Genomic DNA, 21916 nt, shown 5'->3' with positions numbered 1-21916 from the left:
GGCGCAAGCACGGGAAAAGCGCCTGGCTGCCCACGCAGTTCGGCCGCTAGGACGCACGCCCTGTTGCGGCCTCTGTCACTTTTCAACGTTCATTTCGTGTCACTTTCAGACGATGTAAGTGGACATGAACCTCCAACACCTCTCCCTCCGCGCGAGGCTCGCGGCCTCGTTCGCCACGCTTGCCGTCCTGGTTCTCGTCGTCTCGGCGGTGGCCGTCACCGCCCTGCAGGAAAGCGACGCGCACTTCTCCGACTATGCCCGGCAGGGCAGCGCCCGCATCGCGCTGGCGCACGAGCTGCGCAACGCCGCCGCGCTGCGCGCCATTGCCGCGCGCAACATGGTGCTGGCCACCGGTTCGGCCGAAAGCGAAGCGCAGACTGCCCAGGTGAAGCAGGCCCATGCCGCGGTGGAAGCCGCGCTTGCCGCGCTGGCGCAGCGCACCCGCAGCGACCCGGACGTGACCGCCGAGGAACGCCGGCGCTTCGACGCCCTGGCCGCGCTGGAAACCCGCTACAGCCCGGTGGCGCTGCAGGTGGTGGCGCTGGCGGGACGGGGCAGCGTGCACGAGGCCACCCTCTTGATGAGCCGCCAGTGCCAGCCGCTGCTGGCGGAGCTGCACGCCACGGTCGCGGCCTACCTGGCCGTGCTGGACCAGGGTACGCAGGCCACGTTGGCCGCGGCGGCAAAATCGCACCGGCAGTTCCGCCATGCGCTCATCGCGTCCGGCGTGCTGGCGTTGTCGGCGGCCGTGTTCTTCCTGTTCGCCATCACGCGGGACGTAGCGCGCACGCTGGGCGCCGAGCCGGCCGCCCTGGGCGCCGCCGCGGAACGCGTGGCACGCGGCGACCTCGGCCCGATCGAAGGCGCGGCCGATGCACCACCCGCCAGCGTGCTGGCCTCGCTGGCGCACATGCAGCGCAGCCTGGCCGGCGTGGTGGCCGACGTGCGCCGCGCCTCCGACTCCATCGCCACCGGCAGCGTGCAGATCGCCACCGGCAACGCCGACCTCTCTCGCCGCACCGAGCAGCAGGCCAGCAGCCTGCAGCAGACCGCCTCGTCGATGGAGCAGATGAATGCCGCGGTGGGCCACAGCGCCGAGACCGCCCAGCAAGCCACGCAGCTGGCCGCCACCGCCAGCGCCTCGGCGGTCAAGGGCGGCGACGTGGTGGGCCGCGTGGTGGCGACGATGGAGGAGATCAGCCGCAGCTCGCGCCGCATCGCCGACATCATCGGCGTGATCGACGGCATCGCCTTCCAGACCAACATCCTGGCGCTTAATGCCGCGGTGGAGGCCGCGCGGGCCGGCGAGCAGGGCCGCGGCTTCGCCGTGGTGGCCTCGGAGGTGCGCAGCCTGGCCCAGCGCTCGGCCCAGGCCGCCAAGGAGATCAAGACGCTGATCGAGGCGAGCGTCGACAGCGTGGGCGCCGGCGCCCGGCTGGTGGACGAGGCCGGCAGCTCGATGGCCGACATCGTGACCCAGGTCAAGCAGGTGTCGGACCTCATCGGCGAAATCAGCCATTCAGGCCAGGAGCAAACCGCCGGCATCGGCCAGGTGAGCCATGCGGTGAACCAGCTCGACCAGGTGACGCAGCAGAACGCGGCCCTGGTGGAGGAAAGCGCCGCCGCGGCCGAGAGCCTGCGCGCCCAGGCACACAGGCTGACGGAGCTGGTGAGCGTGTTCCGCGTGCCCCAGGCGGTGGCCTGAGCGGCGCGACGGACGAAAAAAACGCCAGCATCGGCTGGCGTTGGCAATGTGACCTCCGCGCGTGACGGGATCAGCGTCATCTTGTGGATCTTGGTGTCTGTTGTCTCCTCGGCCCCCGTTCAGCGGGCACGCACCAAAGTGGCGCCGCTGCGAGAACCGGGACTCTAGGTGGGCCTCGGCGCCACGGCATCGGTACTTTCCCCCGCGTTGTCGGTACCCTGCAACGGACCGCCGAGGCTGAAGTAGAAGCTCGCACCGCCCTTGGCCGGTGCTTCGGCGCGTACGGTGCCGCCGTGCCGCTCGACGATGCGCCGCACGATGGACAGCCCCAGCCCCGTGCCGTGGAACTGCTCAGCCGTGTGCAGCCGCTGGAACGGCTGGAACAGCCGGGCCGCGCGGCGGGCATCGAAGCCGGCGCCGTTGTCCTGCACCACGAACACGCCGGGCTCGCCGCTCGCGGCCAGGCGCACCAGCGGCAGCGGCACGTCGCGGGTGAACTTGGCGGCATTGCCCAGCAGGTTGGCCAGCGCCACCCGCACCAGCGGCGCGCTGCAGTGGGCCACCAGGCCGGGCTGGATCTGCCACTCCACGGGCACCGCACGCTCCACCCAGGGCAGCTCGGTGATCACGGAGCGGGCCAGCGCGCTCAGGTCCACCGGCTCGCGCACCAGCGGCGCGGAGCCCGACCGGGCCAGCTCCAGCAGCGCCGTGACGGTGTGCGACATGTCGCGCGCGGCCCGACCCTGCAGCGTGAGCCAATGGCGCTCGTCGTCGGCCAGGCGCTCCCAGGCGCGGGCACGCAGCATGTCCGCCAGGCCTACGACATGGCCGATGGGCGTGCGCAGCTCATGCGCCAGCTGGCGTGAGAAGGCCTCCAGGTCGCGGTTGTGCTGCTCCAGCTCGGCGGTGCGCTCGGCCACCTGGCGGGCCAGTTCGGCATTGCGGCTGAGCAGCATCTTCTCGGTGCGCTTGCGCAGCGTCACGTCGCGGCCCACGCCGTGGAAGCCGAGGAAGCGGCCGTGCGCGTCGTGCCGGGGCTGGCCGCTTACCGACACCCATCGAACGCCGCGGCCGGGCACGCGCACCGCGTACTCGAAGTTGCTGAAGGGCCGCCGCTCCTCGAGCTGCCGGCGGTGGCGCTGCCACTCCTCCTCGCTGGCACCGTCGGCATAGGCATGCCAGCGGGTACGGCCGATGAAGCGCCGCGCGCCCACATCGCCCAGCAGGTCGGTGAGCATGTCGCCCACCACCACGAAGCGGTGCTCGGCGTCTGTCTCCCAGTACCAGTCGGCGGACAGCTCGTTCATCACCGCATAGCGGCGCTCGCTGTCGTGCAGGCGTCGGAAGGCCAGCCGCTGCTCGGTGATGTCGCGGCCCACGCCTTCATGGCCGATGAACTGGCCGTCGTCGTTGCGGCGCGGGCGGCCGGTCAGGCCGATCCACACGGGCGAGCGGCCGGGCCGCCGCACCTCGATCTCCACATCACGGAAGTCGCGCCGCTGGTGCATGCACAGCATCAGTTCCGACCAGCCGGCCTCGGGCGGCTGGAAGAAGGGCACGCTGTCGTAGGTGTGGCCCAGCAGCTGGCGAGGCTCCAGTCCCAGCTTCAGGTGGGAGGACAGGTCGTCGGACACCCAGCAGATGCGGTGCTGTGCATCGGTCTCCCAGTACCAGTCACCGGACAACCGCACCCGCGCATGCCAGCGCCGCTCGCGCTCGCCCAGCAGCAGCTGCACCTCGCCGGCCGCGGCATGCAAAGCACTGGAGCCGCGCAGGCTGTGCGCCCGCAGCGCCAGGATGGCGCCGGGCAGGTCGTCGTGCCGCAACCGCTCCGCAAAGCGCTGCACCGCCGCCACGGCCGAAGCCAGCCGCGCCACCAGCCGGTGCAAGGCCAGCGCGGCGGCCAGCCAGCCCAGCGCCAGGGCGGCCCACAACAGCATGCGCAGGTGCGCGGGCACCGGCGCGGCCAGCGCGGCCCAGGTCAGCCCGGCCATCAAGGCGGCCAGTGCGGTGAAACCCAGCGCGGCCAGCGCGCCGCCCGCCAGGCGCGGCGGCGGCAGCGCCGGCGGCTGGGTGTCCACCAGCACCCGCGGGTCCATCGCGGTGTCGGGCAGCTCCGCCTCGGCCAGCACGGTGGTGGACGGCACGGTGGTGATGTCGATCTCGGCCAGCCCCGGCCGCCGGCCGGCCAGCCGGCCGCGTACCGCGGCGGCGGGATCGGGCGGCGCGTTCATGCGCTTCCCGGGCACGACGGCCGGAGGGCACTCATAGCAGCGCCGTCAGCGGGCCAGGTGCGAGGCCAGCACCGGGAACAGCTTCACCATCCCGTCGGCCAGCAGTTCCACCGCCATCGCGGCCAGGATCAGGCCCATCAGCCGCGTCATCACGTTGATGCCGGTGCGGCCCAGCGCCTTGGCGATGCGCCCAGCGGCCGAGAACACCAGGAAGGTGGCCAGCCCGATCACCACGCCATAGCCCACCAGCACCGCATGCTCGAACACGGTGCGTGTCTTCTCGGCGTAGATCACCATGGTGGAGATCGTGGCCGGCCCGGTGAGCAGCGGCACCGTCAGCGGCACCACGGCGATGCTGGCGCCGGCGTCCGCCTTGGCTTCACCTTCGGCCAGGTCGCTGGGCTTGGTTTCGGGCTGCTGCGCATTCAGCATCTGCAGCGAGCTGATGAGCAGCAGCGTGCCACCGCCCACCTGGAACGAAGCGATGCTGATGCCGAAGAACTCGATGATCTTCAGGCCCGCCACCGCGCTCACCGCGATGACGCAAAAGGCGCTGAAGCTGCTCACGCGGATGGTGTGGCGGCGCTGCTCCCGCGTGAAGTGCTGGGTGAAGGTGATGAAGAACGGCACCGCCCCGATCGGGTTGACGATGGCCAGCAGGGCGATGAGCGGCTTCAGGAGATCCATGAGCGGCCAATCGTATCCGAGTGTTTACACACTTCTTCGCCGCTCTCCGATCACGGAGAGGTACAGCGCGCACACGCCGCGCAGGTACACCAGCCCGGGCAGCGCGATGGCCAGCACGAACACCATGCCGCCGCCCACCAGGGCCGCCACGCCATGCGGCGTCTGCGCCACCGGCGCGCCGGCCGGACCCAGGCTGCGCAAGCCGAAGCCGAACAGGCCCGCCATCAACTGCTGCGGTGGCAGCTCCACGCCCGTCACCAGCACCGCCAGCGCCGACACCGCCCGCCCGCCGCTCACCACCACGAAGGTGGACAGCGCACCGACCGCGGCCGTCATCGCGCCCAGCACCGACACCATCAGCGCCGTGAAAAGTAGCCGTTCACGCGCCTGCTTGACGAGCAGGCGCAATGTGGTTCTCACGTCCAGGCCATCCCAGATTGCCGGACCGGCCAGCGGCCCCACCACGGCGGCCAGCACCAGCACGCACAGTCCCACCGCCACCACGCCCAGCGGCACCATGCCGGCAAACACGAAGGGCCCGACCAGCGGCAGCCGCGCCGCAAACAGGCCGGCCGCCAGCACGCCGAGCACAGCGACCACCGCGAGCAGCGCGGCCAGCATCACCAGCAGCAGGCGGTGGCCGGTGCGCAGCGCCTGCTGCACGGCATCAGCCACCTCGCGCCCGGCGCGCCCGCGCGCCTGGTCCATCAACAGCATGCCGGTGGCATTGCTGCCATAGAAGGCCACCGCGATCGCGGCCACGCCCTGCAGCACCGCCCAGCCCTGCGATTCCGCCTGCATGGACGAACCCGCCATCGCCAGCAACAGCCCGGCGGTGCTGAAAGTGAACAGCAGGGTATAGAGCGCGCGGCCGTGGCGCACCGCCTCGACGCTGGCAAGCAGGCGGGCCAGGGCCGCCAGGGGGTCACCGCGTCCGGGAATGCTCATGGCCGCCCCATGATAAGTCCCGGTTCGGGTGGTCACCCCGCATTGGTGCGTCGCTTAGAAAACAACACTTGACAAGCAAGCGCTTGCGCATTTTTGGAAGTTCTTTGTTAACCTTGCGCCCTCCGGGTATGGATGCGGCGCCTTCGCTTGAATGTTTCACGACGGGTTGAAGCTCCACATGGTGTTCTGTTAGAAGGAAGGTGTTCCCCATGGGAAACAAGCTCTACGTCGGAAACCTCGCATACAGCGTGCGCGACGAATCCCTCCATAGCGCGTTCGTGCAATTCGGTACCGTGACGTCGGCCAAGGTGATGATGGACCGGGAAACCGGCCGCTCCAAGGGCTTTGGTTTCGTCGAAATGGCTTCCGACGCCGAGGCGCAGTCCGCCATCAATGGCATGAACGGCCAGGCCCTCGAAGGCCGTGCCATCGTCGTGAACGAGGCGCGTCCTCGTGAAGAGCGTCCGGGCGGCTTCCGCAGCGGCGGCGGCGGTGGTGGCGGCTACGGCGGCGGTGGTGGCGGTGGTGGCGGTGGTTACGGTGGTGGTGGCGGCGGTGGCCGCAGCCCCTACGGCAGCGGTGGCGGCGGCGGTGGCCGCGGCGGCTACGGCAGCGGCGGTGGTGGCGGCGGCTACGGCGGTGGCGGTGGCGGCGGTGGTCGCGGCGGCTACAGCGGCGGTGGCCGTGGTGGCTACGGCGGCGGCAGCAGCAACGGCGGCTATTGATGCCACGGGCCCTTCGGGGCCCCTGTCACGACAGGCAAGAAGGGCGAGGTGTTCGACACCCCGCCCTTTTTCATGCCCGGCGTCTACTCACCCTGCCTTGGCTTGCGCCCCCGGCCTGCCACAACGCGGTCGAAAAGTGCATTGGGCAAAACTCGCATCAGCTTGGCGACGACGCCCATTTGCCAAGGTATGACGCGGTAACTGACACCGGCTTCAATGGCGCGGTAGGCCTTGTCGGCAAAATCCGCGGGCGACATCAAAAACGGCATGGAATAAGGGTTTCGCCGGGTCAGCGGGGTATCGATGTAACCCGGTGCAACTGTCACTACCTTGACACCAAATGGCCGGCAATCTCCACGCAAGCTTTCGCAATAGCTGACCACCGCGGCCTTGCTGGCGCAGTAAGCCCCATGTCCCGGCAAGCCGCGGATGGCGGCAACGCTGGCAATGCCCACCAGCGTGCCGGCGCGTCGCGCGTACATCGGCTGCAGAAAGGGATGGAAAGTGGCCGCCATGCCGAGGTTGTTGGTCTCGAAGGTGGCCCGCATCACCTCCAGGTCGGCCTCGATGGCGCTGTCCATGCCGATGCTGATGCCGGCATTGGCGATCACCACGTCCGGCAGGCCCTGGCGCGCAATGCAGGCGTGGCCGGCCGCCACGATGGCGGCGGTGTCGCGCACGTCGGCGTTGTAGGTGGCCCAGCGTTCGGGTGCGTATCCCTGCGCCGTGGCCCAGGCGGCGGTGTCCTCGCTGCGCCGTGCCACCAGGGCCAGCCGCCAGCCGGCGGCATGGAAGCGCGCCGCCAGCGCCTGTCCGATGCCGCTGGACGCACCGGTGATGAACACCAGCGGCCCGGCCGCCGCAGTCACCGGGCGGACCTCGCGGCGGGCTGGAAGCGCGCCTTCACCGGGCCCTTGAACACCGCCTGCTGGGTGAGGTGGTTGTAATCCAGGCCACCCGCGCGGATCTCGCTGCCGCCCTGGCGCAGCACCACCGGCAGATGCGAGCGCAATTGCTCGGTGCGCAGGAAGGCATGCAGGAACTCGCCTTCGAAGCGCATCGGCGGTGCATTGCCCGGACCGCCGCTGCGCTCGATCTGGGCGCCGCCGAGCAACTGCACCTCGCTGGCGTCGGCATTGCTGAGCGCACGGCGGGCCGTGGCGTGGGTGCGCGAGCCGTCGGCCGAATAGGACTGGATGCGCACCGTGTCCACTTCCACCGTGTCGCTGTCGGGAAAGTGGCGCAGCTGGTCGCCTTCCAGTTGCAGCAGCAGCCGGCCGTCGTCGGCGAAGCGCTGCAGGGTAAAGCCCTGCATCGTGTAGTCCGGGTCGCTGCGCACCGGCGCGCGGGCGGCGTCGGCCGGGGCGCCAGGCGTGTTGTTCACGAGCCACCAGGTGGCCAAGGCCAGCAGCCCCATCAGCAGCAGCGGCAGGTAGGAGGACAAGGCCTCGCGCAGCCGCCAATGCCAGGGCATGCGCGGCGCCGCATGGGCCGGCGCGGCGGGCGGAGCCAGCAGCGGCAACTCCATCAGGCGCTGTCCAAGGTGGTGAGCTGGCCGTGCAGCAGCCGTGCATAGGCGCCGCTGGCGATCAGCAGCAGGTCGCACAGCTCGCGGGCCGCACCTTCGCCGCCCTGCAAGCCGCTGACATGGTGGGCCACGGCTTTCACCTCGGCATGGGCATTGGCCGGCGCGCAGGCCAGGCCTGCGCGCACCAGCAGGGGCAAGTCAGGCCAGTCGTCGCCGATGACGGCCAGGTCGGCCCAGGCCACGCCCAACGCATCGATGGCCGACTGCACGACGGCCAGCTTGTCCTTCACGCCATAGTGCGCATGCTGCAGGCCCAGGTCGGCCACGCGGCGGCGCACCGCCGGCGAATCACGCCCGGTGCAGATGATCGGCACGATGCCGGCCTGCGCCAGCAGCTTCAGGCCATGGCCGTCCAGGCTGTGGAAGGCCTTGAACTGCTCGCCGGATTCGGCGATGTAGAGCCGCCCGTCGGTGAGCACGCCGTCCACGTCGAACACGGCGGCCTTCATGCCCAGTCCGCTGCCCTGCGCCTTCAACAGAAGCTCCGGTGCAAAGCGCAGCGCCGGTTCCAGGCTTGAGAGATCGAGCCCCATCAGATCACCTTCGCCCGCATCAGGTCGTTGCTGTTGATGGCGCCGACCAGGCGGTCCTGCGCATCCACCACCAGCACGCTGGTGACGCGATGCTGCTCCATCACGCTAGCGGCTTCCACCGCCAGCACGTCGTCGCGCACGCGGCGCGGCGCGGTGTGCATCACCTCGTGCGCGCGGAAGGCACGCAGGTCGTGACCCCGCTCGATCAGCCGGCGCAGGTCGCCGTCGGTGAAGATGCCCTGCAGCACACCGCCTGCATCCACCACCGCGGCAAAGCCCAGGCCCTTGGCGCTCATTTCGTGCAGCATCGCCAGGAAGTCGGCGTCGGGCGCCACGCACGGCAGCTCGTCGCCCGAGCGCATCAGGTCGCGCACATGCATCAGCAGCTTGCGGCCCAGCGCGCCACCGGGATGGGATCGGGCGAAGTCCTGCTCATGGAAGCCGCGGGCATCCAGCAGCGCGACGGCCAGCGCATCGCCCATTGCCATCTGCGCGGTGGTGCTGGTGGTGGGCGCCAGGTTCAGCGGGCAGGCCTCGCGCTCCACCTTGCACAGCAGGGTGTGGTCGGCATGCCGGGCCAGGGTGGAGTTGGCACCACCGGTGATGGCGATCATGGGCACGCCCAGGCGCTTGAGCACCGGCAGGATGACGTTCAGCTCGTCGCTCTCGCCGGAGTTGGAGATGGCCAGCACCACGTCCTGCAGCGTGACCATGCCCAGGTCGCCATGGCTGGCCTCGCCGGGATGCACGAACATCGCCGGCGTGCCGGTCGAGGCCAGCGTGGCGGCGATCTTGCGGCCCACGTGGCCGCTCTTGCCCATGCCCATGACCACCACGCGGCCGCGGCAGGCCAGCATCAGTCGCACGGTGTTGACGAAGGCGGTGGACAGCTCGGCACGCAGCGACAGCAGCGCTTCGGCTGCGATCTCGAAGGTCTGGGCCGCCAGGCTCAGCGCACGGTCGGCATCGAAGGCGGGAACCGCAACAGGCTCGGTGGTCACGTGACAGATCGCTCACTTAGGATCGGGCATTCTAGGTTGGCAGGCATGGCGCTTGCGCTGGGTCCACGCCGCATGGCTACTACGCTCGAACTGGTATTGCTGTACTTGGTGGCCGCTGTGGCCGGCGTGGTGGCATGCCGTTCGATGCGCCTGCCACCGATGCTCGGCTACCTGGTGGTGGGCGTGATCATCGGACCCAATGCGCTGGCCCTGGCCAAGGACGCGGGCGGCGTCACGTACCTGGCCGAGTTCGGCGTGGTGTTCCTCATGTTCGTCATCGGGCTGGAATTCAACCTGCCCAAGTTGCGCAGCATGCGCACGCTGGTCTTCGGTCTCGGGCTGTCGCAGGTGTCGATGACGATGGTTGCGGCCATCGTCGGCAACGCACTGCTCGCGCTGGGCTTCTCGATGGCTGGCCGCAGCTACGGGCTGAGCTGGCAGCACTCGGTGGTGCTGGGCGGCGCGCTGGCGATGAGCAGCACCGCCATCCTCGGCAAGCTGATGGCCGAGCGGCTGGAGCTGGAAACCGAGCACGGCCGCCGGGTGATGGGCGTGCTGCTGTTCCAGGACCTGGCCGTCGTGCCGCTGCTGGTGCTCATTCCCGCGCTCAGCGCGCCGCCCGAGGTGCTGCTCACAGCGCTCGCCTGGGCCACGCTCAAGGCCGCGGCGCTGCTCACCGTGCTGCTGGTGGGCGGCCAGAAGGTGATGCGCTGGTGGCTCACGCTGGTGGCGCGGCGCAAGAGCGCTGAACTGTTCGTGCTCAACCTGCTGCTGGTGACGCTGGGGCTGTCATGGCTCACGGAGCATGCCGGCCTGTCGCTGGCGCTGGGCGCCTTCGTGGCCGGCATGCTGATCGCGGAGACCGAATACAAGCATCAGGTGGAGACCGACATCCGGCCCTTCCACGACGTGCTGCTGGGCCTGTTCTTCATCACCATCGGCATGAAGCTCGACATGTCGATGGTGGTCTCTCAATGGGGCCTGGTGCTCGCGCTGGCGGTGCTGCCGGTGCTGTTCAAGTTCGCGCTGGTCACCGGCCTGGCCCGGGTGTTCGGGGCCACGCCGGGAGTGGCATTGCGCACGGGGCTTTACCTGGCGCAAGCGGGTGAATTCGGCTTCGTGCTGCTGGCGCTGGCCCGCCAGCACGAGCTGCTGCCGCCGCGGCTGGAGAGCCCCATCCTGGCCGGCATGGTGATCTCGATGATCGCCACGCCCTTCATCGTGATGTACAGCAACCGCATCGTCATGCGGCTGTCGTCCACCGACTGGCTGATGCAGGCCGCAGCCCTCACCACCATCGCCAAGAAGTCCATCCGCAGCGAGGAACACGTAATCATCTGCGGCTACGGCCGCAGCGGCCAGAACCTGGCCCGCCTGCTGGAGGCCGAACGCATCCCCTACATGGCGCTGGACCTGGACCCCGATCGCGTGCGCCAGGCCGCCGCCGCCGGCCAGAGCGTGGTGTTCGGCGACGCCGCCAAGCTGCGCAGCCTGATGGCCGCCGGCCTGGCCCGTGCCAGCGCGGTGGTGGTGAGCTACCACGACACCGCCTCGGCCCTGAAGATCCTGCGGCTGGCGCGTGAACACGCGCCCAAGGTGCCGGTGGTGGTGCGCACCATCGACGACACCGACCTGGAGCTGCTGCGCAATGCCGGCGCCACCGAGGTGGTGCCCGAGGCCATCGAGGGCTCCCTGATGCTGGCCTCCCATGCGCTGGCGCTGGTGGGCGTGCCCATGCGCCGCGTGATCCGCCTGACGCAGGACGCGCGCAATGCACGCTACGGCCTGCTACGCGGCTACTTCCATGGCGCCGACGACGACGGCGTGGAGGAGCGCCAGCAGGCCCGGCTACTGACGGTAAGCCTGCCGGCCGCGGCGGCCAGCCTGGGCCAGTCGCTCGGCGCGCTGGCACTGCACGCGGTGGGCGTGAAGGTGGTCTCCGTCCGGCTCGGCTCGGGCCAGGTGGTGGCCGCGGAGGACGGCCTGGTGCTGGGCCCGGGCGACACGCTGGTGCTCTCGGGCCTGCCCGAGCCGCTGTCGCTGGCCGAGGAAAAGCTGCTGAAGGGCTGAGCCGGCGCGGGCGCCGCGCTCAGCTCACCGGCACCGCGCGTTCCAGGTTGGCCCGCATGCGCACCGCCAGCACCGTGGCCGCGGCGCGCACCAGCGCCAGTGCCAGCGCCGGCTGGGCGGCGGCCAGTTCGTCCAGCCGCGCGCCGCGCAGCGCCCACACCACGCAGTTGCTCATCGCTTCCACATTGGCCATGCGCGGCGTGTGTCCGAAGAGCCCCGCCTCGCCGACGATCGAGCCCGACCGCAGGATGGCCACGCGGTGGGTGCCCGGCGTGCTGCGGGTGACGAACACCTGCAGGCTGCCGCGTTCCAGGAAATAGAGCGTGTCGTCGCGTTCGTCCTGCTTGAGCAGCAGATGGCCGGCGCGGATCTCGTGGCGGGTGAGCAGGCCGCCCAGGGCCAGCCAGTCGTCATCGCTGAGCTTGGCGCGAAAGGCGTCGTCCGCATTCAGCGTGGACACGGCTTCCTTCAACGCACTCAAATCCATCTCGCGCCCCTGTTCGAGTTGGCGCGATTATCTGGACGCCATCGCGGCCGTGAAGGCCGCGTGGCAGGTGCGAATTCACTTCCCGATGCAGAAGCGGCTGAAGATTTCGCCCAGCAGATCGTCCGCGCTGAAGGCCCCGGTGATCTCGCCCAGCGCGTTGTGCGCCAGCCGCAGTTCCTCGGCCAGCAGGTCCAGCGCGGGGTCGCTGGAAGCGCCTTGCGCGCGGGCCATCTCCAGGTGCTCCCGCGTGCGCCGCAGCGCATGCACATGCCGCGTGCGGGCGATGAACACCCCTTCCGGCGAGGCATGCCAGCCCGCGCGTTCCAGCAGCGCGCGGCGCAAGCCGTCCAGCCCGGCGCCGGTGGCCGCGGACAAGGCCAGGCTGCCCTCGCCAGGCACCACCGTGGCGTCGGCCGCGTCCGCCTTGTTGAACACATGCAGTACCCGCGACTGCTGGCCGGGCTCGGCCAGCGACAGGCGCTGGGCGATCTCCGCGTCGCCCTGGTCGTAGTCGGCCTGGCCCAGCCGCGTCAGATCGTGCAGGAAGATGACTGCATCGGCCTGCTCGATCTCGCTCCAGCTGCGCGAGATGCCGATGCGCTCCACCTCGTCGGTGGCCTCGCGCAGGCCGGCAGTGTCGATCACGTGCAGCGGCACGCCTTCGATCTGGATGGTCTGCGTGACCTTGTCGCGCGTGGTGCCCGGAATCGGCGTGACGATGGCCAGCTCCGCACCGGCCAGCGCGTTCAGCAGCGAGCTCTTGCCCACGTTGGGCTGGCCAGCCAGCACCACGCGGATGCCTTCACGCAGCAGCGCGCCCTGCTTCGCGCGGTCCAGCACCTCGTCCACCGAGGCGATCAGGCGCTCCAGCTGGCCACGCGCGTCGGCCTTCTCCAGGAAGTCGATCTCTTCCTCGGGGAAGTCCAGCGTGGCTTCCACCAGCATGCGCAGGTGCACGATGCGGTCGCGCAGGGTGCCGATCTCCGTCGAGAACGCACCGCTCAAGGATCGGCTGGCCGAGCGGGCCGCCGCTTCGGTGCTGGCATCGATCAGGTCGCTGACGGCCTCGGCCTGCGCCAGGTCCAGCTTGTCGTTCAGGAAGGCGCGCTGGGTGAACTCGCCGGGCTCCGCCAGCCGCAGGCCGATGCCCTCGCCCACGGCCAGGCAACGGGCCAGCAGCAGCTGCAGCACCACCGGCCCGCCATGGGCCTGGAGCTCCAGCACGTCTTCGCCGGTGTAGGAGTGCGGGGCAGGAAAGTGGATGGCCAGCCCGTGGTCGATGGGCTGGCCGTCGCTGCCGCGCAGCGGCAGGTAGGTGGCATAGCGCGGCTGCAGCGCGCGCCCGCACAGGGCGTCGATCAGCGGCCGCAGGTCGGGGCCGGAGGCCCGGACGATGCCCACCGCCCCGCGCCCAGGCGCGGTGGCGATGGCCACGATGGCATCACGCTGGCGCGCCAGCATCGTGGAACGCGGCGGCTAGACGCCGAGCCGCTTGTTGATGAACCACTGCTGCGCGATGGTCAGCAGGTTGTTGGTGATCCAGTACAGCACCAGGCCGGCCGGGAAGAAGAAGAACATCACGCTGAATACCAGCGGCATGATCCACATCATCTTGGCCTGCATCGGGTCCGGCGGCGTCGGGTTCAGCCACACCTGGAACAGCGAGGTGGCGGTCATCACGATCGGCAGGATGAAGTACGGGTCCTTGGCCGACAGGTCGGTGATCCACAGGATCCACGGCGCATCGCGCATTTCCACGCTGGACAGCAGCACCCAGTACAGCGCGATGAAGAACGGCATCTGCAGGAAGATCGGCAGGCAGCTGCCCAGCGGATTGACCTTCTCCTCGCGGTAGATGCGCATCATCTCCTGCTGCATCTGCTGCGGCTTGTCCTTCAGCCGCTCGCGCATCTCCTGGATCTTCGGGTTGATGGCCTTCATCTTGGCCATCGAACGGTATGCGCTGGCGTTCAGCCAATAGAAGGCGATCTTCAGCAGCACCACCAGCGCCACGATGGCCCAGCCCCAGTTGCCCAGGAAGCCGTGCAGTTGCGTCAGCAGCCAGAACAGCGGCTTGGACAGGATGTGGAACCAACCGTAGTCCTTCACCAGGTCCAGGCCCGGCGCCAGCTCGGCCAGCTTGTTCTCTTCCTGCGGACCGGCAAACAGCGTGGCCTGTTGCGTCTTGGTCTGGCCGGCGGCCACCTCGCCCAGCGGCAGCACCATCGCCACCGAGTACAGGTTGTTGCCCACCTTCTCGGCGCGGAACTCACGCGGCTGCTGGGTGTTCACCAGCCAGGCCGACGCGAAGTAGTGCTGCACCATCGCGATCCAGCCGTTGTCCGCCTGGCGCTCGTACTCGGCGTCGTTCTTCTCGATGTGCTTGAACTCGATCTTGCGGAACTTGCTCTTCTCGGTATATGCCGCGGGGCCCGTGAAGGTGGAATAGAACGCCGACTCTCCCGGGGGCGGGTTGCCGTCGCGCACCAGCTGCAGGTACAGCTCCGGCTTGATCGGCTGCGCCGAGCCGTTGACCACGTCGTGCTGCACACCCACCGTGTACTGCCCGCGCTGGAAGGTATAGGTCTTCACCAACTTCACGCCGTCGATGGCCTGCGACTCGAAGCGCACCTGCACGTCATTGGCACCGTCGGCCAGCGTGCGCGCACCGGGCACGGCGGTCATCGCCGTGAAGTGGTTGGGCAGGCGGGCGCCCGGCACGGCGCTGATCAGGCCGGTCTGCGCCAGGTACACACGCTGGGCGCTGCGGTCGAACAGCACCACGTTGCGGCTGTGGTCGTTCTGGTCGCGCTGGCCCAGCAGTTCCAGGTACACCAGCTCGCCGCCCTGGCTGTCTAGCACGGCCTTCACGCGGTCGGTGGTGACGGTGATCTGCTCGCCGCGCGCAGCGGCGGTGCCAGGATCGTTCGGCACGCTGCCGGCCGGCGCGGCCGCGGCGGACGACGAAGGCGCCGGCACGCCGATGGCGGAAGCAGCCGGCGCGGAGCCGGCGGCCACCGGCTTGGCCGTCTGGGGGCCGAAGATCGACGGCTGGCCGGTGTGCTTGTTCCAAGCGTCCCAAAGCAGGACGAGGGACATCGTGAACACCACCCAGAGCAGGGTACGGCGGATATCGGTCATGGAGCAGTCTTCTTGGGGGAATCGGAGGCGGCGCGGCCGCTCAGGAAGGCGAACAGCCGCGGCGGCTGGTCGGGCACCGGATCACATCCGGCCTCACACCAGGGATGGCAACGCAGGATGCGGCCGGCGGCCAGCGCCCCGCCGGCCAGCGCGCCGTGTTTGTCCAGCGCCTGCAAAGCATAGAGGGAGCACGTGGGCTCATACAGGCAGCGGCCGCCGATCCATGGACTGAGCAGCAGCCGATAGGCGCGCACCGGCAGCATGAGCGCACGGCGCGGCAGCAGCGCGAGCCAGTCGGGCACGGCCGCCTCAGCGCGGGGCCGAAGCGGCCACGCGGATCATTCGGTCGAGTTCGGCGCGCGCGGCGTCCCGCAGCGCGTCAGAGGCGGCACTGCGGAACTGGCGCACATCGAACGGCGCCCGTAGCCGCACCACCCACAAGCCAGGCGGCAGCGCCGAAGCCTGCCGGTCGATGGCGGCACGGATCTGGCGCTTGAGCAAGGTGCGGGTGACGGCGCGCCGGGCGTGCCGCTTGGGCACCACCAGGCCGAGCCAGCGCTGCTGCGGCACCGCCGCAGAGGAGTCATCCACAGGCGGCGGCGCAGGGGCGGCTACTTCTGTTGACAACTCAGCCGGCGCAGCCTTGCCGGCCGCCGGCTGGCGCGCGGGGCGCCGGAAGGGCGAGGCCGCCACGAAGTGAAGCGCGAAGTGCGGACTGCGCGCCTTCTGGGGTGCACCCAGCACCCGCTCGAAGTCGACAGATTGCACGAGGCGTTGCACGCGCTGGGCCGTGGGCATGCTGCGTCAGCTCGCAGCCGGCGAGGCTCAGACCGCCAGGCGCTTGCGGCCCTTGGCGCGGCGCGACTTGATCACGCTGCGGCCGCCGCGGGTCTTCATGCGCACGAGGAAACCGTGGGTGCGGGCGCGGCGGGTCTTGGACGGCTGGTAGGTACGCTTCATGATGACGTGCTTTCGGTGATGGACCCGCAGGGATCAGGCGCTCTGGCGGAGTCTGCGGCGACGGCTGTCGCCTGGTTCGAACCGGGGGTCTGGCCTGATCGCCCGGCGAGCCCGGACCGCGTTCGGCCATTTGGCACCTCGCCTGAAGAAGGCGCGGCGCAACCTCCTCGCGTCCGGGAAACCCGCGATTACAGCAAAAAGCCGTAGCACGGTCAATTCGCGTGCTGTAAAGCCCGCCGCGGGCCGCCGCTTGTCGAATTGTCCACCACTGTGGATAACCCAGCTGCCGCAGGCGCTGCGACGGGTAGAATGCGCCCGCTCTTAGAAGACTTTTCCACAATGAGCGCAGACCTCTGGCAGCGTGGGTGTGAGCGGTTGGCCGCCGAGCTGCCTGAACAACAATTCAACACCTGGATCCGGCCCTTGCCGCCCGCCGACGTGTCCGACGACGGCGATGCCGGCGTGGTCGCGGCCGTGCGTGTACCCAACCGCTTCAAGCTCGACTGGATCCGCTCGCAGTACGCCTCCCGCATCGAAGGCGTGCTGACCGACCTGGCGGGCAAGCCGGTGCGGCTGGAGCTGATGCTGGCCCAGCGCGACCCGATGGCTGCGCCGCGCGGTGCCTTGCCCGCGCATGCAGCTGCCGGCAATGCCGGCGCGGCGCTGGCGGCTACCGGCACTGCTACGAGCAGCGGCTCTTCCGGCAACGGCACGGCCGTGCTGCCACAAGGCCTGCCGCCGCGGCCGCCGGCACCGGCCTCGTCGGTGCACCGCCTCAACACCGCGCTGACCTTCGACACCCTGGTGCCCGGCCGCGCCAACCAGATGGCACGCACCGCCGCGCTGCACGTGGCCGGTGCGCCCGGCCACATGTACAACCCGCTGTTCATCTACGGCGGCGTGGGCCTGGGCAAGACGCACCTGATCCATGCCGTGGGCAACGCGCTGCTGCGCGACCGGCCCGATGCGCGCGTGCTGTACCTGCATGCCGAGCAGTTCATCTCCGACGTGGTGAAGAACTACCAGCGCAAGACCTTCGACGAGCTGAAGGCCAAGTACCACTCGCTGGACCTGCTGCTGATCGACGACGTGCAGTTCTTCGCCGGCAAGGAGCGCACGCAGGAGGAGTTCTTCAACGCCTTCGAGGCCCTGGTGGCCAAGCGCTCGCACATCATCATGACGAGCGACACCTACCCCAAGGGCCTGGTGGACATCGACGAACGCCTGACCAGCCGCTTCGACGCCGGCCTGACGGTGGCCATCGAGCCGCCGGAGCTGGAGATGCGGGTGGCCATCCTCATCAAGAAGGCCGACGCCGAGGCCTCGCCCATGCCCGAGGACGTGGCCTTCTTCATCGCGAAGAACGTGCGCGCCAACGTGCGCGAGCTGGAAGGCGCGCTGCGCAAGGTGCTGGCGTATTCGCGCTTCAGCCACAAGGACATCAACATCGCCCTGGCGCGCGAGGCGCTCAAGGACCTGCTGTCGATCCAGAACCGGCAGGTGTCCGTCGAGAACATCCAGAAGACGGTGGCCGACTTCTACAAGATCAAGATCGCCGACATGTACAGCAAGAAGCGGCCGGCCTCGATCGCGCGGCCGCGGCAGATCGCGATGTACCTGGCCAAGGAGATGACGCAGAAGAGCCTGCCCGAGATCGGCGAGCTGTTCGGCGGACGCGACCACACCACGGTGCTGCATGCGGTGCGCAAGATCGGTGGCGAACGCCAGAAAAACACCGAGCTGAACCAGCAGCTGCACGTGCTCGAACAGACCCTCAAGGGCTGAACAACCTGGTGTCAAGTGACAAGGCTGTGGACAACTTTTGCGCAACTGGGCACCTGTCCACAGGCCCCGGCGTTTTCAAGAAGTTGTTGTATGTCCGGCTCGACAATCCGGGGTGTTCGGCCCACAGGCTTGCCCTTGAGGTAAGCCGTTGAAAGATCAGGCCAAAATCGCGTTCTCCACAGCCCGGCAGCGGCTCTACTAGAACTACCAAGTTAAGAGGAAGACATGATTGTCTTGAAAGCTCCGCAGGAAAAATTGTTGTCTGCCCTGCAGGCCGTCGCCGGAATCGTCGAACGCCGCCACACCTTGCCCATCCTGGCCAACGTGCTGCTGCGCAAGAGCGGCTCGCGCATCGAGTTCACGACCAGCGACCTCGAGATCCAGGTGCGCACCCAGGCCGAACTCGGTGGCGATGCCACCGACTTCGCCACCACGGTGGGCGCCCGCAAGCTGATCGACATCCTTCGCTCGCTGCCGGCGGACCAGGTGGTGTCGCTCACGGCCAACCAGAACAAGCTGACGCTGCAGGGCGGCAAGAGCCGCTTCACGCTGCAGACCCTGCCGGCCGATGACTTCCCGCTGGTCAACGAGGCGGCGGAATTCGGCCCCGCCTTCAGCGTGCCGCAGAAGACGCTCAAGAGCCTGATCAACCAGGTGCACTTCGCGATGGCGGTGCATGACATCCGCTACTACCTCAACGGCATCCTCTTCGTGGCCGAAGGCAAGACGCTGACGCTGGTGGCCACCGACGGGCACCGCCTGGCGCTGGCGCAGGCCACGCTGGAGACGGAGATCCCGAAGCAGGAAGTCATCCTGCCGCGCAAGACGGTGCTGGAACTGCAGCGCCTGCTGAAGGACGAGAAGGCCGACAAGCCCGCCAAGGGCGCCGACAAGTCCGAGGAAGGCGAGGAGGGCAGCACCGCCAGCAGCGACAATGCCCCGATCGAGATGCGTTTTGCCGGCAACCAGGCCAAGTTCAGCTTCTCGGGCATGGAGTTCGTCACCAAGCTCGTGGAAGGCAAGTTCCCCGACTACAACCGCGTGATTCCCAAGAACCACAAGAACGCCGTCGTGCTGGGCCGCGCGCCGCTGCTGGCCAGCCTGCAGCGCGCGGCCATCCTCACCAGCGAGAAGTTCAAGGGCGTGCGCGTCAACATCGAGCCGGGCACGCTGCGCATCGCCTCCAGCAATGCCGAGCAGGAAGAGGCCAAGGAGGAGCTGGAGATCGACTACGGCGGCGACACCATCGAGATCGGCTTCAACGTCACCTACCTGATGGACGCGCTGGCGAACATGGGCCAGGAGATGATCCGCCTGGAACTGCAGGACACCAACTCCAGCGTGCTGATCACCGTGCCCGAGCAGGCCGGCTTCAAGTACGTGGTGATGCCGATGCGCATCTGACCGGACGGCAGTCGTCCGAAGCAAGCGGGCTGCGGCCCGCTTCAGCGTTTCTTATGAGGCCTTGGCGATGAAGCCGCGGCCTGCGAAGTGAGCCCCATGACCGACCCGAACACCCCCCACCACCCCCACGCCCGACGCCTACGGCGAAGGCAGCATCCAGATCCTGGAAGGGCTGGAAGCCGTGCGCAAGCGGCCGGGCATGTACATCGGCGACACCAGCGACGGCACCGGACTGCACCACCTGGTGTTCGAGGTGGTCGACAACTCCATCGACGAGGCGCTGGCCGGGCACTGCGACGACATCATCGTCACGATCCACTCCGACAACTCGATCAGCGTCATCGACAACGGCCGCGGCATTCCCACCGGCGTGAAGATGGACGACAAGCACGAGCCCAAGCGCAGCGCGGCCGAGATCGCCCTGACCGAACTGCATGCCGGCGGCAAGTTCAACCAGAACAGCTACAAGGTGTCCGGCGGCCTGCACGGCGTGGGCGTGAGCTGCGTGAACGCGCTGAGCAAGCTGCTGCGCCTGACGATCCGCCGCGAGGGCCATGTGCACTACATGGAGTTCCGCAAGGGCGTGCCGCAGGACCGGCTGGTGGAAGAGCGCAACGGCTTCGCGATCAGTCCGATGCGCGTGATCGGCGACACCGACAAGCGCGGCACCGAGGTCCATTTCCTGCCCGACGAAGAGATCTTCAACAACATCGACTTCCACTACGACGTGCTGGCCAAGCGCCTGCGCGAGCTGAGCTTCCTCAACAACGGGGTGAAGATCAAGCTGGTGGATGAGCGCAACGCGAAGGAAGACAACTTCGCCTTCGCGGGTGGCGTGAAGGGCTTCGTCGAGTTCATCAACCAGGGCAAGAAGGTGCTGCACCCCAACGTGTTCCACGCGATGGGCGAGAAGCAGAGCGACCAGAACACCACCATCGGCGTGGAAGTGGCGATGCAGTGGAACGACAGCTACAGCGAGAGCGTGCTGTGCTTCACCAACAACATTCCGCAGCGCGACGGCGGCACCCACCTCACCGGCCTGCGCGCCGCGATGACGCGGGTGCTGAACAAGTACATCGAGGACAACGAGCTGGCCAAGAAGGCCAAGGTCGAGATCGCCGGCGACGACATGCGCGAAGGCCTGGCCTGCGTGGTGAGCGTGAAGGTGCCCGAGCCCAAGTTCAGCAGCCAGACCAAGGACAAGCTGGTCAGCAGCGAGGTGCGCGCGCCGGTGGAGGACATCGTCGGCCGCCTGCTGACCGATTGGCTGCTGGAGAACCCGACCGACGCCAAGATCATCTGCGGCAAGATCGTCGAGGCCGCGCGTGCCCGTGATGCGGCACGCAAGGCCCGCGAGATGACGCGCCGCAAGGGCGTGCTGGACGGCCTGGGCCTGCCGGGCAAGCTGGCCGACTGCCAGGAGAAGGACCCGGCGCTGTGCGAGATCTACATCGTCGAGGGCGACTCGGCGGGTGGTTCGGCCAAGCAGGGCCGCGACCGCAAGTTCCAGGCGATCCTGCCGCTGCGCGGCAAGATCCTGAACGTGGAGAAGGCGCGCTACGAGAAGCTGCTGTCGAGCGAGCAGATCTTGACGCTGATCACCGCGCTGGGCACCGGCATCGGGCCGGAAGACTTCAACGCCGACAAGCTGCGCTACCACCGCATCATCGTGATGACCGACGCCGACGTGGACGGCGCCCACATCCGCACGCTGCTGCTGACGTTCTTCTACCGCCAGATGCCCGAGCTGGTGGAGCGCGGCTACATCTACATCGCGCAGCCGCCGCTGTACAAGGTCAAGCACGGCAAGCAGGAGCAGTACCTGAAGGACGGCCTCGAGCTGGACAACTACCTGCTGAAGGTGGCGCTGGAAGGTGCGCGCATCGAGACCCAGAACGGCAGCGCGCCGATCGAAGGCGATGCGCTGGCCGACTATGCCAGCCGCGCGGTGCTGGCCGACAACGTGATCGGCCGCCTGTCCAACTGGATGGACACCGACGCGCTGCGAGCGATCGCCGACGGCCTGGCACTGAACCTGGACGATGCCGCCGAAGCCGAGAAGAGCGCCGCCGCGCTGCAGGGCGCGTTGCGTGATGCCGAGGTGGCCGCGGAATATGAAGAGCGCACCGACAAGCACCACCTGCGCATCAGCCGCCGGCACCACGGCAACATCAAGAGCAGCGTGATCACCGCCGACTTCGTACACGGCTCCGACTACGAAGCGCTGGCCAAGGCCGGCGAGGTCTTCAAGAACCTGCTGGGCACCGAGGCCACCGTCAAGCGTGGCGAGGGAGAGCGCCAGAAGGAACTGAAGGTCGCCGACTTTCGCGCCGCGATGCGCTGGCTGATGCAGCAGGCCGAAGGCGCGGTGGGCCGCCAACGCTACAAGGGCCTGGGCGAGATGAATCCCGAGCAGCTCTGGGAAACCACGATGGACCCCACCGTGCGCCGACTGTTGCGCGTGCAGATTGACGACGCCATCGAGGCCGACCGCGTCTTCACGATGCTGATGGGCGACGAGGTGGAACCGCGGCGGGAGTTCATCGAGAGCAATGCGTTGCGGGCGGCGAATATTGACGTCTGAGTTTGGTCGGTTGAGCCGGGCCTCAGTGCGCTGTCCCTGGGCTGTTGTCCAGCGGCAGGGCGGC

19 protein-coding genes are annotated in these 21916 nt (G+C 68.7%); 6 read left to right on the top strand and 13 right to left on the bottom strand.

All coding sequences use genetic code 11. From position 1 onward, the window contains the following. The first annotated feature begins 124 nt into the window (after positions 1-124). Entirely contained in the window at positions 125-1705 is a 1581-nt protein-coding gene (locus tag LRS14_RS30255; RefSeq protein ID WP_310740825.1) for a methyl-accepting chemotaxis protein, read from the top strand. A 164-nt stretch (positions 1706-1869) separates the two neighbouring features. Here LRS14_RS30255 and LRS14_RS13055 read toward each other — a convergent pair whose 3' ends face one another. The 3 genes from LRS14_RS13055 to LRS14_RS13045 are packed head-to-tail and all read right to left on the bottom strand — an operon-like array spanning position 1870 to position 5574. After that, positions 1870-3939, bottom strand: a complete 2070-nt coding sequence (locus LRS14_RS13055) for an ATP-binding protein (protein WP_257799816.1) — start codon at positions 3937-3939, stop codon at positions 1870-1872. A 45-nt stretch (positions 3940-3984) separates the two neighbouring features. Then, the gene (locus tag LRS14_RS13050; protein WP_257799815.1) at positions 3985-4626 is read right to left on the bottom strand and encodes a MarC family protein; all 642 of its coding nucleotides are present in this window, start codon (positions 4624-4626) and stop codon (positions 3985-3987) included. A gap of 24 nt (positions 4627-4650) precedes the next feature. Next, positions 4651-5574, bottom strand: coding sequence for a hypothetical protein (locus tag LRS14_RS13045; RefSeq protein ID WP_257799814.1), 924 nt, complete (start codon positions 5572-5574; stop codon positions 4651-4653). Between the two features lie 209 nt (positions 5575-5783). On the opposite strand from LRS14_RS13045, the gene LRS14_RS13040 reads away from it, so the two are divergent. After that, on the top strand, positions 5784-6299 hold the full coding sequence (locus tag LRS14_RS13040) for an RNA-binding protein (RefSeq protein WP_257799813.1): 516 nt from the start codon (positions 5784-5786) through the stop codon (positions 6297-6299). An 83-nt stretch (positions 6300-6382) separates the two neighbouring features. Here the strand turns inward: LRS14_RS13040 and LRS14_RS13035 are convergent, their stop codons facing one another. Genes LRS14_RS13035 through LRS14_RS13020 form a run of 4 tightly spaced genes read right to left on the bottom strand, consistent with a single transcriptional unit; the run spans position 6383 to position 9421 of the window. Further along, a complete protein-coding gene (locus LRS14_RS13035; protein ID WP_257799812.1) occupies positions 6383-7168 on the bottom strand; it encodes an SDR family oxidoreductase in 786 nt (261 codons plus the stop codon). After that, positions 7165-7827, bottom strand: coding sequence for an LPS export ABC transporter periplasmic protein LptC (gene lptC / locus LRS14_RS13030; RefSeq protein ID WP_257799811.1), 663 nt, complete (start codon positions 7825-7827; stop codon positions 7165-7167). Before lptC ends, LRS14_RS13035 begins: the two co-directional genes overlap by 4 nt. Next, a complete protein-coding gene (locus LRS14_RS13025) occupies positions 7827-8420 on the bottom strand; it encodes an HAD family hydrolase (RefSeq protein WP_046112979.1) in 594 nt (197 codons plus the stop codon). Before LRS14_RS13025 ends, lptC begins: the two co-directional genes overlap by 1 nt. Then, positions 8420-9421, bottom strand: a complete 1002-nt coding sequence (locus LRS14_RS13020) for an SIS domain-containing protein (protein ID WP_257799810.1) — start codon at positions 9419-9421, stop codon at positions 8420-8422. Before LRS14_RS13020 ends, LRS14_RS13025 begins: the two co-directional genes overlap by 1 nt. Before the next feature lie 72 nt (positions 9422-9493). On the opposite strand from LRS14_RS13020, the gene LRS14_RS13015 reads away from it, so the two are divergent. Then, positions 9494-11491, top strand: a complete 1998-nt coding sequence (locus LRS14_RS13015) for a cation:proton antiporter (protein ID WP_257799809.1) — start codon at positions 9494-9496, stop codon at positions 11489-11491. A 19-nt stretch (positions 11492-11510) separates the two neighbouring features. On the opposite strand, the gene LRS14_RS13010 is transcribed toward LRS14_RS13015, so the two are convergent. The 6 genes from LRS14_RS13010 to rpmH all read right to left on the bottom strand — a co-directional run bounded on the left by LRS14_RS13010 (position 11511) and on the right by rpmH (position 16079). Then, positions 11511-11978: a cyclic nucleotide-binding domain-containing protein gene (locus LRS14_RS13010; protein ID WP_046112982.1), complete on the bottom strand. Its 468-nt coding sequence runs from the start codon at positions 11976-11978 to the stop codon at positions 11511-11513. Between the two features lie 75 nt (positions 11979-12053). Next, positions 12054-13439 carry a tRNA uridine-5-carboxymethylaminomethyl(34) synthesis GTPase MnmE gene (gene mnmE / locus LRS14_RS13005; protein WP_257799808.1) on the bottom strand — a complete coding sequence of 462 codons (1386 nt, stop codon included), beginning with the start codon at positions 13437-13439 and terminating at the stop codon, positions 12054-12056. A 15-nt stretch (positions 13440-13454) separates the two neighbouring features. Continuing rightward, the gene (gene yidC / locus LRS14_RS13000; protein WP_257799807.1) at positions 13455-15119 is read right to left on the bottom strand and encodes a membrane protein insertase YidC; all 1665 of its coding nucleotides are present in this window, start codon (positions 15117-15119) and stop codon (positions 13455-13457) included. Beyond that, on the bottom strand, positions 15116-15421 hold the full coding sequence (gene yidD, locus LRS14_RS12995; RefSeq protein WP_375136387.1) for a membrane protein insertion efficiency factor YidD: 306 nt from the start codon (positions 15419-15421) through the stop codon (positions 15116-15118). Before yidD ends, yidC begins: the two co-directional genes overlap by 4 nt. A gap of 7 nt (positions 15422-15428) precedes the next feature. Beyond that, a complete protein-coding gene (locus tag LRS14_RS12990) occupies positions 15429-15917 on the bottom strand; it encodes a ribonuclease P protein component (protein ID WP_046112985.1) in 489 nt (162 codons plus the stop codon). Between the two features lie 27 nt (positions 15918-15944). Continuing rightward, the gene (gene rpmH, locus LRS14_RS12985) at positions 15945-16079 is read right to left on the bottom strand and encodes a 50S ribosomal protein L34 (protein ID WP_046112986.1); all 135 of its coding nucleotides are present in this window, start codon (positions 16077-16079) and stop codon (positions 15945-15947) included. Between the two features lie 339 nt (positions 16080-16418). On the opposite strand from rpmH, the gene dnaA reads away from it, so the two are divergent. The 3 genes from dnaA to gyrB all read left to right on the top strand — a co-directional run bounded on the left by dnaA (position 16419) and on the right by gyrB (position 21852). Then, a complete protein-coding gene (gene dnaA, locus LRS14_RS12980) occupies positions 16419-17864 on the top strand; it encodes a chromosomal replication initiator protein DnaA (protein ID WP_046112987.1) in 1446 nt (481 codons plus the stop codon). A gap of 225 nt (positions 17865-18089) precedes the next feature. Further along, positions 18090-19268 carry a DNA polymerase III subunit beta gene (gene dnaN, locus LRS14_RS12975; RefSeq protein WP_046112988.1) on the top strand — a complete coding sequence of 393 codons (1179 nt, stop codon included), beginning with the start codon at positions 18090-18092 and terminating at the stop codon, positions 19266-19268. Between the two features lie 181 nt (positions 19269-19449). Beyond that, positions 19450-21852 (top strand): DNA topoisomerase (ATP-hydrolyzing) subunit B, encoded by a 2403-nt coding sequence (gyrB, locus tag LRS14_RS12970; RefSeq protein WP_404977554.1) that lies wholly within the window; start codon positions 19450-19452, stop codon positions 21850-21852. Positions 21853-21916: the final 64 nt, after the last annotated feature.

Source organism: Aquincola sp. J276, from assembly GCF_024700035.1.
GTDB classification, from domain to species: Bacteria; Pseudomonadota; Gammaproteobacteria; order Burkholderiales; family Burkholderiaceae_C; genus Aquincola; species Aquincola tertiaricarbonis.
The sequence above is the reverse complement of the archived record's forward strand: the minus strand, read 5'-3'. Positions and strand labels throughout refer to the sequence as shown.